Annotated in this window: 15 protein-coding genes and 1 tRNA gene; 4 read left to right on the forward strand and 12 right to left on the reverse strand. The window is 70.1% G+C overall.

Annotated features, from left to right (window positions below):
• Nucleotides 1-43 precede the first annotated feature (43 nt).
• Complete coding sequence (gene wblA / locus C1708_RS15200) at nt 44-382, reverse strand: transcriptional regulator WblA (RefSeq protein ID WP_198602505.1); 339 nt, start codon at nt 380-382, stop codon at nt 44-46.
• Nucleotides 383-810: 428 nt separating this feature from the next.
• Here wblA and C1708_RS15210 point away from each other — a divergent pair, with 428 nt between their 5' ends.
• Nucleotides 811-3081 (forward strand): transglycosylase domain-containing protein, encoded by a 2271-nt coding sequence (locus C1708_RS15210; protein WP_106413189.1) that lies wholly within the window; start codon nt 811-813, stop codon nt 3079-3081.
• Nucleotides 3082-3172: 91 nt separating this feature from the next.
• On the opposite strand, the gene C1708_RS15215 is transcribed toward C1708_RS15210, so the two are convergent.
• Nucleotides 3173-3637 (reverse strand): GatB/YqeY domain-containing protein, encoded by a 465-nt coding sequence (locus C1708_RS15215; RefSeq protein WP_106413190.1) that lies wholly within the window; start codon nt 3635-3637, stop codon nt 3173-3175.
• A 171-nt stretch (nt 3638-3808) separates the two neighbouring features.
• Here C1708_RS15215 and C1708_RS15220 point away from each other — a divergent pair, with 171 nt between their 5' ends.
• From C1708_RS15220 to C1708_RS15230, 3 genes are all read left to right on the forward strand, one after another.
• A complete protein-coding gene (locus C1708_RS15220; RefSeq protein WP_106413191.1) occupies nt 3809-4732 on the forward strand; it encodes a metallophosphoesterase in 924 nt (307 codons plus the stop codon).
• 97 nt (nt 4733-4829) lie between these two features.
• On the forward strand, nt 4830-5582 hold the full coding sequence (locus tag C1708_RS15225; RefSeq protein WP_106413192.1) for a Pr6Pr family membrane protein: 753 nt from the start codon (nt 4830-4832) through the stop codon (nt 5580-5582).
• A 47-nt stretch (nt 5583-5629) separates the two neighbouring features.
• A tRNA-Pro gene (locus tag C1708_RS15230) sits at nt 5630-5703 on the forward strand.
• Between the two features lie 97 nt (nt 5704-5800).
• Here the strand turns inward: C1708_RS15230 and C1708_RS15235 are convergent.
• From C1708_RS15235 to C1708_RS15280, 10 genes are all read right to left on the reverse strand, one after another.
• The gene (locus C1708_RS15235; RefSeq protein WP_106413193.1) at nt 5801-6970 is read right to left on the reverse strand and encodes a site-specific integrase; all 1170 of its coding nucleotides are present in this window, start codon (nt 6968-6970) and stop codon (nt 5801-5803) included.
• The gene (locus C1708_RS15240) at nt 6970-7152 is read right to left on the reverse strand and encodes a helix-turn-helix domain-containing protein (protein WP_031020012.1); all 183 of its coding nucleotides are present in this window, start codon (nt 7150-7152) and stop codon (nt 6970-6972) included. Before C1708_RS15240 ends, C1708_RS15235 begins: the two co-directional genes overlap by 1 nt.
• Nucleotides 7142-8491: a replication initiator gene (locus C1708_RS15245; protein ID WP_106413194.1), complete on the reverse strand. Its 1350-nt coding sequence runs from the start codon at nt 8489-8491 to the stop codon at nt 7142-7144. Before C1708_RS15245 ends, C1708_RS15240 begins: the two co-directional genes overlap by 11 nt.
• A gap of 93 nt (nt 8492-8584) precedes the next feature.
• Nucleotides 8585-8890, reverse strand: a complete 306-nt coding sequence (locus C1708_RS15250) for a SpdD-like protein (protein WP_106413195.1) — start codon at nt 8888-8890, stop codon at nt 8585-8587.
• Between the two features lie 20 nt (nt 8891-8910).
• A complete protein-coding gene (locus C1708_RS15255) occupies nt 8911-9066 on the reverse strand; it encodes a hypothetical protein (protein ID WP_106413196.1) in 156 nt (51 codons plus the stop codon).
• A 15-nt stretch (nt 9067-9081) separates the two neighbouring features.
• Nucleotides 9082-9261, reverse strand: a complete 180-nt coding sequence (locus tag C1708_RS15260) for a mobile element transfer protein (protein ID WP_019524147.1) — start codon at nt 9259-9261, stop codon at nt 9082-9084.
• Between the two features lie 13 nt (nt 9262-9274).
• Nucleotides 9275-9973, reverse strand: a complete 699-nt coding sequence (locus C1708_RS15265; RefSeq protein WP_106416314.1) for a DUF2637 domain-containing protein — start codon at nt 9971-9973, stop codon at nt 9275-9277.
• Between the two features lie 85 nt (nt 9974-10058).
• Nucleotides 10059-11414, reverse strand: a complete 1356-nt coding sequence (locus C1708_RS15270; protein WP_106413197.1) for an FtsK/SpoIIIE domain-containing protein — start codon at nt 11412-11414, stop codon at nt 10059-10061.
• 5 nt (nt 11415-11419) lie between these two features.
• Nucleotides 11420-11767, reverse strand: coding sequence for an SCO3933 family regulatory protein (locus C1708_RS15275; protein ID WP_106413198.1), 348 nt, complete (start codon nt 11765-11767; stop codon nt 11420-11422).
• 243 nt (nt 11768-12010) lie between these two features.
• Nucleotides 12011-12367 carry a DUF6233 domain-containing protein gene (locus C1708_RS15280; protein WP_031025886.1) on the reverse strand — a complete coding sequence of 119 codons (357 nt, stop codon included), beginning with the start codon at nt 12365-12367 and terminating at the stop codon, nt 12011-12013.
• Between the last annotated feature and the right edge of the window lie 11 nt (nt 12368-12378).

A 12378-nucleotide genomic window follows, 5' to 3' on the forward strand; every position in this document is an offset into this window, starting at 1 on the left:
GCCGGGCACGCCGAGGATCCCCGAGAGCCCTCACCGAGAGCTCTCAGCTCACCGCGGCGTAGTCCTCGTAGACCTGGTCGTCGCTGAGCGGCACGACGCCCGTGCCGCGCTCGTACTCCGACCGCGCCGTCTCCAGCAGCCGGCGCCAGGAGGTCACGGTCGGCCGCCGGCGCAGCAGTGCGCGGCGCTCACGCTCCGTCATGCCTCCCCACACGCCGAACTCGACGCGGTTGTCCAGCGCGTCGGCCAGGCACTCCGTACGCACCGGACAGCCGGTGCACACCGCCTTGGCCCTGTTCTGCGCTGCTCCTTGAACGAACAGTTCATCCGGATCGGTAGTGCGGCAGGCAGCCTGCGCACTCCAGTCGGTAACCCAGCCCATACCGGCGCCGTCCTCTCCCGAATCGAGGCTCCCCCACGGCGGCAGCGGCATATTCACCGCCGCCAGTTGAGGACGTTACGGAAGGTGGGCACAGCGCAACACCCCCAGCGGGCCCAATCTTGAATGGTCCGAACGGACTATGGGTAAACGGCAGATCACCCGGGGGAGTGAGGGGGCGACATGCGCGACACATGGGACGTTGCGGGTCAGTTCCGTTGCGCCACAACGGGCACCGCGTGACACACGAGGCGATCCGGACACGGTCTCCACACTCCTCGACCGAACTCGTACGAAGAAAGTCGAGAAGATCCGGAACGATTCGGGGTCACCGGACGTATTGATACGTGGCCGCACTGCTGTGACAGTTGGGTGCAGCTTAGGCCAAGGCATATACGCTTGTCCGGCGAATGAGAACGTAGGCTGCTCCCATGCCAAAGAAGCGCTCGGGCGGTGGTCTGTCTCCCACGCAGCAGGCCGCCCAGTTCCTCGGTGTCAGTGTCCTCGCGGGGGCCGTCATGGCCGGCATCGCGCTGCCCGCCGTGGGCGCGCTGGGCCTCGCGGCCAAAGGATCGGTGGAGAGCTTCGACGAGCTCCCGGCCAATCTGAAGACGCCGCCTCTGAGCCAGCGCACCACCATCCTCGACGCCGACGGCGATCTGATCGCCACCGTCTACTCGCGCGACCGCACGGTGGTCGACCTCAAGGACATCTCTCCGTACATGCAGAAGGCGATCGTCGCCATCGAGGACTCGCGCTTCTACCAGCACGGGGCGATCGACCTGAAGGGCGTGCTGCGCGCGCTCAACAAGAACGCCCGCAGCGGCGAGGTCTCCGAGGGCGCCTCGACGCTCACCCAGCAGTACGTGAAGAACGTCTTCGTCGAGGAGGCGGGCGACGACCCGACGAAGGTCGCGCAGGCCACCCAGCAGACCATCGGCCGCAAGATCGCGGAGCTGAAGTACGCGATCCAGGTCGAGGAGGAGCTGGGCAAGAAGAAGATCCTCGAGAACTACCTGAACATCACGTTCTTCGGCCAGCAGGCCTACGGCGTCGAGGCCGCGTCCCGGCGCTACTTCTCCAAGCCGGCCAAGGACCTCAATCTCCAGGAGGCCGCGCTCCTCGCCGGCCTCGTCCAGTCACCGAGCCGCTACGACCCGGTCAACGACGAGGCGGAGGCCAAGAAGCGGCGCAACATCGTCCTCCAGCGGATGGCCGAGGTCGGCGACATCTCCCCCGAGGAGGCCGCCGAGGCGGCGCGTTCCCCGCTGGGCCTCAAGGTCAGCAAGCCGAAGAACGGCTGCATCACCGCGTCCAAGGGCGCGGGCTTCTTCTGCAAGTACGTGGAGAAGGTCTTCCTCAACGACCCGGTCTTCGGCAAGACCCGCGAGGAGCGGGCGAAGATCTGGAACCAGGGCGGCCTGACCATTCGCACGACGCTGGACCCGCAGGCGCAGGAGTCGGTGCAGCAGGCCCTCAAGAACCACGTCTACCAGTCGGACAAGGTCGCCGCCGCGTCCACGCTGGTGGAGCCGGGCACCGGCAAGATCGTCGCGATGGGCCAGTCGAAGCCGTACGGCTACGGCAAGGACGAGACGGAGATCAACTTCTCCGTGGACTCGGCGTGGGGCGGCTCCAACTTCGGCTTCCCGACCGGTTCGACGTTCAAGCCGTTCGTGGCCGCCGCCGCCCTGGAGGAGGGCCGGCCGCCGACGCAGGTGTACTCCTCCCCGTACGAGATGCCGTACCCGGACACCGTGCGCGGTTGCGAGAAGCCGTGGGTGAACGACGGCAACTACAAACTGGAGAACGAGAACGAGTCCGAGGTCGGTCCGTACGCGCTGCGGGAGGCGATGGCCAAGTCGGTCAACACCTACTTCGTGCAGATGATCGAGGACATCGGGATGTGCCCGGTGGTGACCATGACCGACAAGCTCGGCCTGGTCCAGGGCAACGGGGACAAGATCCCCGAGGTGCCGTCCTCCATGACCCTCGGCTCCACCGGCCTCTCGCCCCTCACCATGGCGAGCGCCTACGCGGCCTTCGCCTCCCGGGGCATGTACTGCACGCCGGTCGCCATCGAGTCGATCACCCAGAAGACGGGTGACCGGTCGAAGTCCCTGCCGGTCCCGAAGTCCACGTGCTCGCGCGCGATGAGCGAGAAGACCGCGGACACGGTGAACGAGCTCCTCAAGGGCGTGGTCGACTCCGGTACCGGTCAGCAGGCCGGCCTCGGCGACGGCCGCGACAACGCCGGCAAGACGGGTACGACGGACGAGCGCATCAACGCCTGGTTCGTCGGCTACACGCCGAACATGTCGGGCGCCGTGTGGGTGGGCAGCGCCAGCCAGGAGGTGGAGATGCGGGACATCACCATCGGCGGCCGGTACCACTCGCTGGTCTTCGGCGGCGCCGTCCCGGGCCCCATCTGGCGCGACGCGATGACCGGCGCGCTGGAGGGCAAGGACGCCCCGCAGTTCAACCCGGTGCACATCCCGGACCAAGAGAAGCCCGAGGACCGGGGCGACGGCGGCGGCGACGGCGACAGCGGCAACGGCAACGGCGGCAACGGCGACGACGGCTTCATCGGCGGCTTGATCAACGGAGGCAACGGCAACGGCGGGGGTGAGCCCGACCCGGGCTTCAGCATCCCCGAGGGCTTCCTCCAGGGCCGGGGCGACGGCCCGGGCGGTCGCGGATAACGGCTGACGACGGAGCACCAGGAGAAACGGCGGGCGGGCCCCCCCCCCGGTGGGGAGGGGGCCGCCCGCCGTTGTGGCCGTACCGCCCGGCTCAGCCCGCCAGCAGCTTCTTCACGGCGGCGGCCACCCGGCCGCCCTCCGCCTGCCCGGCCACCTTCGGGTTCACGATCTTCATGACGGCGCCCATGGCCTTCGGCCCCTCGGCGCCGGCGGCGCGGGCCTCCTCCACGGCCTGGGCGACGATCGCGTTCAGCTCGTCGTCGGACAGCTGCTTGGGCAGGTAGCCGGCGAGCACCTCGCCCTCCGCCTTCTCCCGCTCGGCCTGCTCGGCGCGGCCGCCCTGCGCGAAGGCCTCGGCCGCCTCACGGCGCTTCTTCGCCTCGCGGGCGATCACCTTCTGCACCTCGTCGTCGGAGAGCTCGCGCTTCTCCTTGCCCGCGACCTCCTCCTTGGTGATCGCGGCGAGCGTCAGCCGGAGCGTCGAGGAGCGGAGCTCGTCGCGCTCCTTGATCGCGGCGTTGAGGTCATCCTGCAGCTTCGACTTGAGCGTGGTCATGACTTGATTGTCGCAGGTGCGGAGGCGGCGGCGCCTGCCGATTTGCGGGGACCGCGGGTGACCCGCCCCCTGAGGTCGTGGTGCCCCCTGCGGGCCGTGGTGCTCTCTGCGGGCCCTGGTGCTCCCTGAGGGCCGTACGGAGGGACCGTCAGGGTCTGACACGATGGACGCATGCGCGCGCGATACCGAATTCCTCTGGGAATCACGGCGGTCGGCACCGCCGGACTGCTGTACGCCGCGGGCTTCGAAGCCCGCTCCTTCCGCCTCCGACGGGTGACCGTCCCCGTCCTCCCCTCCGGGATGCGCCCCCTGCGCGTGCTGCAGGTGTCCGACATCCACATGGTCGGCGGCCAGCGCAAGAAGCAGCGCTGGCTGCGCTCCCTGGCCGGACTGCGCCCCGACTTCGTGATCAACACGGGCGACAACCTGTCCGACCCCGAGGGCGTCCCCGAGGTCCTGGACGCGCTCGGCCCCCTGATGGAGTTCCCGGGCGCCTACGTCTTCGGCTCCAACGACTATTACGGCCCCCGGCTGCGCAACCCCGCCCGCTACCTGGTCGAGAAGGTGCAGGGCCGTCACGGCCTGAACGGCAATCCGCCGGTCGTCGACGCCGTCCACAACCCGTGGGAGGACCTGCGGGACGGCTTCGACTCGGCGGGCTGGCTCAACCTGACCAACACGCGGGGCACCCTGAAGATCGAGGGCACGTCGATCGAGCTGACGGGACTGGACGACCCGCACATCAAGCGGGACCGGTACGCGGAGGTGACGGGCGGCCCGTCGGCCGGGGCGGACTTCTCGATGGGCGTCGTGCACGCGCCGTACCTGCGCGTGCTGGACTCCTTCGCGGCCGACGGCTACCCGTTGATCCTCGCCGGCCACACGCACGGCGGGCAGCTGTGCATCCCGTTCTACGGCGCCCTGGTCACCAACTGCGACCTGGACACGGACCGCGTGAAGGGCCTGTCCACGCACACGGCGGGGGGCCGGACGTCGTACCTGCACGTCTCGGCGGGCTGCGGCACGAGCCGCTACACGCCGGTGCGCTTCGCGTGCCCGCCGGAGGCGACGCTGCTGACGCTGGTCGGCCGCTGAGGCGCCGGGCCGGCGGGAAGCCCGTCCCCTCCGGGCGGGTAACCCGACCGGCCCACGCCACATCGCCGCGGCCCGGCCCCCGTCCCACGCTGGGGGCATGACCGCCCCGATACCCAGGGACATCCCGGACCTGCCCGCCCTCCCGCGGACGGCTCCGCAGCTGTTCCCCTCCGTCGTCCCGGCCCGAGCCGTCGTACCGCCGGTGCGCCGCCCGCTGACCGCGGTGTACCGGCTGGTCCTGGCGCTGCTGGCGACGGCGGCCGTGCTGATCGAGGTCCTCCTCGGCAGTCCCGTCCGGGTGCTGAGCTACTTCGTGATCCAGAGCACGGCGCTGCTGGCCCTGGTGACGTTCGCCTCGGCCCGCCGCGCGTGGACCGCCCGCCATCCCCTGCCGGGCGCCGTCACCGGAGCGACGCTCCTGTACGTGCTGATCGCGGCCCTGGTCCACCACATCGCCCTGACGGACGCCTCGCCGGCCTTCTCCATGACGGGCGGGGCGAGCGGGAGCGCACCGTGGCTCGAGCCGGCCGCCGGCCACCTGCTGCACACGGTGCTGCCGGTCGCCGCGCTGCTGGACTGGCTGGTCCTGACGCCACCGGCCCGCATGCACCTCCGTCAGGCCCCGACGTGGCTGCTGTACCCCCTGGCGTACCTGGCCTTCACCCTGGCTCGGGGCGAGTTGCTCCCCGGCTCCCCCGCCCGCTACCTGTACCCGTTCCTCGACGTCGCGCGGCACGGCTACAAGAGCGTGCTCGCCAACGCGCTCCTCGTGGGACTCGCGATCTACGCCGTGGCAGTCCTGCTGGTGGCCCTGGACCACACTCGCCCGAGAACCAGATTTCGTCTCTAGCCACCAGTGGGCTAAAGTAAACGTCGTCGCCGCGACAGCAGCGACACCGGGGTGTGGCGCAGCTTGGCAGCGCGCTTCGTTCGGGACGAAGAGGTCGTGGGTTCAAATCCCGCCACCCCGACAGCCATAACAGCAGGTGGGGCACCTAGGAACGTTCCTAGGTGCCCCACCTGTTTTCGTGTGCGTGTCTATCTGCGTGACTACCGCTTCCCGCGTGTCTACGGCCGCTGTGGATCAGCGCCGAAGATCCCGTCCATGACCACGGCGCCGGTCTGGATCACGGGCCGGATCTGCTTCCGATAGACCTCCTCGGTCACGGCCGTCCCGGAGTGCCCGACGAGCCGGGAGATCACTTCCAGCGGGACGCCGCGGTCGGACAGCAGGGACACGAAGCTGTGCCTGAGCTCCCGGGGCGTCCACTCGTCTGCGTTGATCCCGTCGATGCCCTTGAGCGCCTGGCGGAAGGCGCGGCGGACGTTGGCCGCATCCAGCGGCTTGCCCACGGCCGAGGAGAAGACGAGCCCGTGTTCCTCCCACTTATCGCCGGCCGCCAGCCGATCCCAGCCCTGATCCTCGAACTGCTGCCAGAGGGCATCGACGCAGCGTGCCGGCAGAGCGAGCGTGCGCCGGGACTTCCGGGTCTTGGTGTCCCCGCCCCGCCGGACCGAGCGCCACACCGCAATGTGCGGAGGCTGCGGCGGATCGGCGTCCGGCTTGCCTTTGAGGAAGACGTGGTCCCAGGTGAGCGCCCGCAGTTCCTCGGTACGGGCACCGGTCAGCAGGGCGACGACGATGTACGCGTACATCGAGGTCCCCTCGGCCCCCTTGAGCACGGCTTCGGCTTGGGCGAAGGTGAGCGCCTTAGAAGGGCGCCCCGCTTGCCCCTGGGGCACCGAGCACAGCTCGACGACGTTCCGCTTCACCTTGTCCCGAGCCATGGCCCGCTTGACCGCACGGTTCAGGCACGAGTGGATCGCCTGGAGCGTGCGCGTACTGAGCGTCTTCGCCTTGGCAGCCAGCCAGCGGTCCACGTCCTCCGCGCTGAGGTCGCGGAGTTTGCGTGCGCCGAGTGACGGGATGACGTGCTTCTGGCTCAGCAGCGTCGTCGTCTCGACGGTGCGCGGGTCGAGACCGGCCAGGCCGTAGGTGAGCCAGTCCGTCACCGCGTCCTTGACCGTGTAGTTGGAGGGCGCGATCGCGAGGCCGTCCTCGTGGTCCCGCAACACCTCCTTGAGCTTGTTCTTCGCTTCCGTCTTGGTCTTGCCACTCCCCCGCTTGACGATCCGCTTGCCGCTCGGATCGAAGCCGAGGCTCGCCGTGGCGATCCACCGTTGCCGCTTCTCGTCCCAGTGCAGGCCGCCATCCCCGCGGCTCCGACGCTTGGTCATCAGGCCGCACGCTCCATCTGTTCCGCGATGAAGTCGCCCAGGGCGGAGGCCGGGATACGCCGGCATCGGCCGATGGTGACCGAGGGAAGCCGTCGTGTGCGGATCAGGTCGTACACGGTGGACCGGCCGAGCCTGAGACGGGCCATCACCTCGGCGACGGTGAGCAGTTCGTCATCGCGCACGGTCGGGTTCTCCTTCTGCGTTGTGAGAAGCGGGGTGCGAGGAAGCGAGAAGGGCTTCTGCGTCCGTGAGACCGGTGCCGGCGAAGCGCCAGTGGCGGAGGACGAGGACGGTGTCCGGGTCGGGCAGGGGGTGACCGGCTTCGGTCGCGCGTTCGCGGGCCAAAGCTTCGTTGTGGTCGGCTCGTTCCTGGCGGAGAGCGCCGAGGGTGACGGAGTAGGCGCGGGACTTGGTGGAGAAGTGGCCGCGGAAACCGAGCATGTGGGCCCATTTGCGCAGGCGGAGGTCTTCCAGTTCGGGGAGCGCCCCGAGGTGCCAGCAGGTGAGGATCATGCGCCGGGCGTGGTCGGTGACGCCGGAGCCGATCAGGTCGGTGATCGGGTTGCGGATGGGCCGGTCGAGGGTGCCGGCGGTTTCGGCTCCCTTGGTGGCGTACTTGGCGATGTAGGCGGCCACGGCGCGGCTGGACAGTTCCGAAGTGCCGTCGAAGTCGGCTGAGCGGATGGGGCGGATGTCGAGCTGGTCGCCGAAGCGGAAGGCGTACGCGTGGCCGTCGAGGACCGGACCGGGTGCCTCGGCCTCCCTGGCCGCCCAGCGGATCGCATCGGTAAGGAGTTCGGCCGTGGCCCAGGCTGGCGGGGTGTCCTCGGCACCGTCCGGGCCGTCGAGGCGAATGACGGCGTGGAAGTGGACGGCACCGCGCCGCTGGTACTCGGCGACCTTGGCGTAGGAGACCTTGAGGCAGTGCCGCAGCGCCGAACGACTCAGGCCCGCGCGGGAGGCGAGGTGCTGGCGCAGGTATGTGGTGAAGCGGCCCCAGAGCTTCCCCGCATGGGCGTTCCACAGAACGGCCGCGCGGTAGTCGTAGCGGTCCGGGTCCAGGGGTGTGCCGAGGGCGGGGTCGTCGTCCGGGTGAAGGCGTCCGCAGCGGCAACGGCCACCGCCGCGGCGGTTGTGCACGGGGCCGAAGGACGGGGCGGTGAAGGTGGCGAAGACGCGCGGGTGTTGGGCCACGGCCGGGCCGATGCCTTTGCCGCCGCTCAGGCCGGCCGTGACGAGGTGGAAGGTGTCTTTGCGGTACACCTCGGCGCAGGATGCGCAGCGGGTGGCGCGGCGGTTGTTGCAGCGGATGAGGAGTTGTCCGGCCGGGAGGTCGCGGTCGGTGATCTCCCGGACGATCTCCCCGGTGGCGGCGTGGACGTCGAGCCGGTGGCCCTCCATTCGGATGGGCCGCTCGCAGCCGCCGAGGCGCTGGATTTGGTGGGCGTAGGTGCTGAGGTCGCCGTGCTGGGCGAGTGCTGCCAGCTGGCGGATAGCTGCGGTCGGAGCCGCAGGAGTCATGTGCGGGGTCCTCCTTGCATGGGGTGGGCGTGCAGTTCGTTATGTCGAGGGGGCTAGACAGCGTGAGAAGACCGAGAGGTCGGGGCGGTGGTGTCAGCGTCGGGCGACGACGGAGCGGATGACGACGGCGCACACGGCCAGAGACGTGGCGGTGAGGGCGACGGCGAGGAGCATGGAGACCAAGACGGCCCCGACCACCAGGACCACGGCGGTGCCGCCACCGACCAGGACGAGCACGATGCCCGGCGTGAGCTGGAGGACCGAACGGTTCGGAGTCGTAGTGGCGGGTAGCGACGCCGAGGCCGAGGTGTCTGGCGTGATAGTGGTCGGTTCGACGACAGCGGGCGGGGTGGTCAGGCCGGTGGGCTGCGGCATTGTCGGGACCTTCGGTCGGAACATGAGCGGTCTCCCTTCGCGGGTCACTTGAGGGCGGGGTCGATTACGGGGGCGAACAGGCTGTCGGCGAGGAGGTAGCCGCCGAGGAGCAGTACGGCGATGAGCCACCAGGGCGGGCGGATGAGCTTGACGCCGAGGACGCCGACGACGAGCAGGGCGAGCCAGAGCGGAACGTCCATGTCGGTGGTCTCCTGTCAGGCCGGGCAGCGGTGGGTACGGGCGGCGAGTTCGGCGGCGGCACGGCTGTCGTACTCGGCCGAGAAGTCGCAGCGGGGAGCGGTGCAGGCGGCCAGGTGGCGGTTCCGGCCGCGTTCGACGTAGGAGGCGACGTTGACGGGGCCGATGCGTCGGAGGTTGCGGAAACGGCGGTTCACGGTGGGGCTCCTCTCAGAGGTGTGCGGCGACGGATGCGGTCATGGACGGGGGCAGGCCGAGCCGAGTACGTACGGCGTCGGGGTCGGCGGGGCGGCCGGTGGCCGAGCGGTGTTCCTCGGCCAAGGCCCGGACGCGGTCGACGAGGGCGGGCGGCAGGGCGACGGCAGGAGCAGGCGCCGGGGCGGGAGCGGTGGCCGGTGCGGCAGCAGGCTCGGGAGCCGGTTCGGGGTCGGCGGGGTACGGAATCTTGTGATCGGGCCCTTCCGCGCCGGACGAACTGCCGTCAGGAGCCGTAGCGGCGTCCGTCGCCGGAGAGGCGGCGGGCTCTTTCGGGGTGTGCGGAGCGTGGGCCAACAGCGTGCCGCCGAAGAAGGCAACAGCCGGCCAGCCCGCGACCGTCACGCGGAGCCAGGCGGGTACGTCGTCCAGGTTGAGGAGGCCGGCCGTGGCGACGTTGGCGCCGAGGGACGCGGCCAGGGCTACGAGGAACCACAGACGCGGACCGCCGGCCGCCTGGCCCGCTCGCTGTGACTGGCGCATCCGACGCCAGGCGGCGACCAGGAGCAGGTCGACACTTACGGGGTAGGCCCAGGCCTTCCAGCCGTCCTGTCCGGCCGCCGCGGCGAGGTCGTGCAGGTGGGAGAAGGACAGGGCACCGGCGATGACGGCCTGCACGATCACGGCGTCCACGCGGGCCAGGTGGGCACGCATCGGCTCGGACTCCTTCGGTTCGGGCATGGCGGGGGTAGGGACTTGGCGTGAGGCGGTCACGCCGACCGTTGGAGGGGAAGTGCGGTTACCCGGTCACCGGGCGCGCGGAGGGCTGCGCGGCGGGAACAGCGGAAGGCTGCGCCACGACAGGTCGGAAGGCCTCCAGGCGGGGAAGTTCCGGAATGAGGCCCGAAGTGTCGCGGCAGACGGCCGCCGCGTCTTCGAGGGTGAGGTGCGGGGAGCGGACCCGGGACCAGCCGCCGGAGGAGTCACCGACGACCGCGACGCCGGGCCGTTCGGCCGGAATCCTGGTGGCTGCCAGCGCCGCTTCCGGTGCGATGTCGCCGAGGGCCATGTTGGCGGACGTCTCGTCGTTGACGCGGTGGCAGACCCGCCCGGTGAGCTGGGCGCGGAGCATGGTGGCGCCCTTGCCGAGTTCGGCGCCGAAGCGCTGCCCGCACACCTCCAGATAGATGCCGGCCGCGCGTCCGAGCTGGGCGAGGCGGATGAGCTTGGTGACCATGGCGTCCCGCCGCTTCTCGTCGTCCTTGCTCGCGGCGAGGAAGAGTTCGGCGACCTCGTCGACGACGACCACGACCGGCACCGGCCGCGCCTTCTCCGGCAGGCCCCAGACGTCCGAGGTGAGCACGGCATCCGGACCGGCCCCGCCCCTCATGCCGATGAGGCGGAAGCGTGCTTCCATCTCGTCCACCAGGACGTCAAGGAGGTCGTTCGCACAGTCCGGTGTATCGGCGAGCGCCGACAATCGGGGCGCGAAGGGCGCCAGTTCGACGCCCCACTTGCAGTCGATGCCGACGAGTGCGACGGGTTGCCGGGCCAGCCCGCAGAGCAGGTTGCGCAGGTACGCGGACTTGCCCGACTGAGTTGCGCCGAGGATGAGTTCGTGCGGCACGGTGCGGAAGTCCCGGACGTGCCAGTGTCCGTCCTCGCGCAGCGCCAGAGGTAAGGTCAGCGGTTCGGTCCGCAGCCACCGACGCGGGGGCCGCACGTCAGTGAGGACGTCCCAGCCGACCAACCGGAGCTCCAGTCGCCCTGGCTTGGTGGGCCGGACGTGCACGGCGTGCGCACCCCAGGCATGCCGTAGCCGGTCGGCGGACGCGTTGAAGTCTTCGGGTGCCTGGCCGGCCGCCATACGTAGCCGCATCACGAGTCCGGACCCGGTCGGCAGTGGCAGCGACCGACGAGGCGGCACGGGAGCGGCCTGCCGACCCAGCATCCGGGCTGTTGCACGGCGCATGGCCGAGGCGGGCACCGTCAGCCCGCAGGCGTCCATTGTGGCCCGATACGTGGCGAGCACCCGCAGCGTCACAGCCGGATACCCGACCAACCACCAGAACAGGACCGGCAGCCGACGACGCACAGCGACCAGCGCAGCCGCCACCAGCAGCGCTAACAGCAGAATCCACAGGGCGTCGGTCATGACGCTCAGCCCTGCACCGCGGCCGGGGTGTCGACCATGACGGCGTCCGCCCGGTAGGCGATGCCGTGCCGGGTACGGCCGCCGAACTCGTTCTCCCAGGGCCGGGCGACAAGGCCGGACAGGAACACCGGTGCACCCATGGCCAGTCCTTCGCCGATGCCCTTCTCGGGCACGGTGACCTTGATCATGTCCGAGCCGCCCTGGGCGATGAACACCAGCTCCATGACCATGAGCCGGTCGTTGGTGACCGGGTCCACGGCCACCTCGCCGGTCTGCCGGTCCCTCACCTTGACCTCGGGGAGCTTGGTGACCAGCAGAGTGGCGGACGAGGTGTCCACGGGGATGACACGCATTCTGAACCTCACTTGATTCGGGCGCCCTCGTGGACGCCGAGCCGTTGAATACCCCCCTAGACGGCACAGGGAGGCGACCACCCCAACTGTCTAGGGGGGTTGACGACTACCGTAAACCGACGCCCCGTCAACTGTCTAGGGGGGTATACGAACGTGTCGCGCGAGCGTCGATGGGACCACCCGATCTCGCAGCGGCCGGTGACGCCGTTCGGGAGCCCCTCGCCCGCTTTTAGACCACCACCGTCACGGGTTGTCGAGCAGGCCCAGCGCCGTATCCGGGCGGCAGTGCACGCACGCCGGCACGCCATGCCGCAGAGCTTCAACCACCTGCTCGCGGGACGCGGGTCGACACCGGCCCGACTTCGTCGCTGCCCAGCAGTCCCCGGCATGGACGGCATCCACGTTCTTCCGGTTGAGCCCGTACTGGAGCAGCCAGTCCGGAGGCGGCGGCCGCATCTCCTCACCTCGGCGCCGCTCGGCCTCGCGCCGTTCCTCGTCTGCGATCCACCCGTCGAGCTGGCGCACGGCGGCCGTCGCCTGCTGCACGACCACACGGCGCGCGAAGCGCAGCAGCTCCAGTCGGGACGGTTGGTCGCTCACACGTTCGATTC

Origin of the sequence: Streptomyces sp. DH-12 (genome assembly GCF_002899455.1) — a bacterium.
Classification (GTDB): domain Bacteria; phylum Actinomycetota; class Actinomycetes; order Streptomycetales; family Streptomycetaceae; genus Streptomyces.

Coding starts and splice junctions, on each gene's coding strand:
- wblA (WP_198602505.1), bottom strand. CDS start 382: ATGGGCTGGGTTACCGACTGGAGTGCGCAGGCTGCCTGCCGCACTACC.
- C1708_RS15210 (WP_106413189.1), top strand. CDS start 811: ATGCCAAAGAAGCGCTCGGGCGGTGGTCTGTCTCCCACGCAGCAGGCC.
- C1708_RS15215 (WP_106413190.1), bottom strand. CDS start 3,637: ATGACCACGCTCAAGTCGAAGCTGCAGGATGACCTCAACGCCGCGATC.
- C1708_RS15220 (WP_106413191.1), top strand. CDS start 3,809: ATGCGCGCGCGATACCGAATTCCTCTGGGAATCACGGCGGTCGGCACC.
- C1708_RS15225 (WP_106413192.1), top strand. CDS start 4,830: ATGACCGCCCCGATACCCAGGGACATCCCGGACCTGCCCGCCCTCCCG.
- C1708_RS15235 (WP_106413193.1), bottom strand. CDS start 6,970: ATGACCAAGCGTCGGAGCCGCGGGGATGGCGGCCTGCACTGGGACGAG.
- C1708_RS15245 (WP_106413194.1), bottom strand. CDS start 8,491: ATGACTCCTGCGGCTCCGACCGCAGCTATCCGCCAGCTGGCAGCACTC.
- C1708_RS15250 (WP_106413195.1), bottom strand. CDS start 8,890: ATGTTCCGACCGAAGGTCCCGACAATGCCGCAGCCCACCGGCCTGACC.
- C1708_RS15255 (WP_106413196.1), bottom strand. CDS start 9,066: ATGGACGTTCCGCTCTGGCTCGCCCTGCTCGTCGTCGGCGTCCTCGGC.
- C1708_RS15265 (WP_106416314.1), bottom strand. CDS start 9,973: ATGCGTGCCCACCTGGCCCGCGTGGACGCCGTGATCGTGCAGGCCGTC.
- C1708_RS15270 (WP_106413197.1), bottom strand. CDS start 11,414: ATGACCGACGCCCTGTGGATTCTGCTGTTAGCGCTGCTGGTGGCGGCT.
- C1708_RS15275 (WP_106413198.1), bottom strand. CDS start 11,767: ATGCGTGTCATCCCCGTGGACACCTCGTCCGCCACTCTGCTGGTCACC.